Here is a 1,549-nt window from a genome sequence, read left to right as displayed (position 1 = left end):
GCTGTCCTGCACCGTCACCCGCTGCCGGAACACCTCAAGATCGCCATTGCGCACTTCGATGTTGTAGATGCCCGGGCGCAGCGACAGCGACTTGAGCGGTGGGCTCACGCCGCGGTCCGCGCCGTCGACGAACACCTGCCCCCAGGGGCGGACGTTGAACACCACGCGGCCCATGCCGGGTGGCGCCGCAGGTGTGGCAGGAGCGGCTGCAGGTGCGCCCGGCGTCCCGGCGGGTGTTGCACCCGCCACGGTCGTCGTCGTGGTGCCCGGCGGCAACGTGCCGGGCGCGACAGGCACTGACGGCGGCGAGAGCCGGTTGATTTCGGCGATTGCGTTGCGCGCCTCGCGCGCATGCACGCCGCGGCGGTAGCGGCGCAGGTAGGCCTCGTAGCCTTCGCGCGTGTTCTCGGTCTGCGCGAGGTTCCAGTCTTCGGCTTCGGCGGTGGCGAGCGCGGATTCGGGCGGCGCGGCCGGTGGGCCGACCGGGACGTTCTCCAGCGGTGTCAGCGGCGCCGTGGCCGTAGCGGCGGGCGCACTGGCCGGTGCGGCGGGCAGCGGCGCTGCTGCACTACCGCCGGCCACAGGCGTTCCAGGCGCGGCCGGCACGCCATCGGTGGTGGTGGCCGGTGGCATCGCCGCCGGCGGTGCGGTGTTGCTCGACATCGGCGCGGCCGGAGGCGGCACCGGCACCATTGCGGTCTTGGTTTCCTGCGGCTGCATGCCCGAGGTCAGGCGCAGGCCGATCCAGCTACCCACGGCCACGAGTGCGATCAGCAGCGCGCCCACCATGCCCCACGGCGGACGCTTGAGCTTGCTCTTCTGCGCGGTTGGTGCGGCGGCCTTGTGGCCTTGCCCCTTGCTGCGGTCCTGCGGTGCGGGCGCAGGCGCTGCTCTCGGCTGCTCCGGCGCTGCCACAGGCATCGGCTCCAGCGGCACCGGCGCCGACATCGGCGAGAACTGCTGCGGCACCAGCGGCGGAGGCGGCGGCGTCGCCGACACGGGCGCCGCGGGAATGATCACCGTCGGCGCGCTCATGCCGCTCACGTAGATGTCGCCGAGCTTCACAAGCCCCAGCTCGGTCGCGAAGGCAGCCACGGTCTGCGTGCGGTCTTTGCTGTGCACGGCCAGCGTGTGGTCGACCGCGGCGCAAAAGCTCGGGCTCAGGTCGTCGCGGCCCATCGACGACAGGGGCACGTAGGCGTCCTGCACGCTGCGCACCACGGCCGAGGGCGGCGGATGGCCCGTGACCGCGCGGTACAGCACGGCGCCCAGCGCGTACATGTCGGTCCACGCGCCCTGCAGCAGCGTGTTGTCGTCGGCGTATTGCTCGATGGGCGAGTAGCCCGACTTCACCATCACCGCCACTTCGTCGACGAGGTCGGCAATCGATTTTCGCGCCGCACCGAAGTCGAGCAGCACCGGCAGGTCGTCCTGCTGGATGAAGATGTTGTCGGGCGCGATGTCACGGTGGAAGCACTGGCTGCGGTGCAGCGTCTCGAGCGCACCCAGCAGTGGCCCCAGCATGCCGAGCAGCCAGGGCTCGGTGATC

The 1,549-nt window shown here is 71.7% G+C and carries 1 protein-coding gene; it reads right to left on the bottom strand.

The features are described from left to right. A partial coding sequence (locus ACSFA3_RS22845) for a serine/threonine protein kinase (RefSeq protein WP_435507745.1) occupies positions 1 to 1,549 on the bottom strand: 1,549 nt, incomplete at both ends.

Source organism: Variovorax glucosi (genome assembly GCF_051216695.1).
Taxonomy (GTDB): domain Bacteria; phylum Pseudomonadota; class Gammaproteobacteria; order Burkholderiales; family Burkholderiaceae_C; genus Variovorax.
This window is presented reverse-complemented; position numbering and strand designations above follow the sequence as displayed.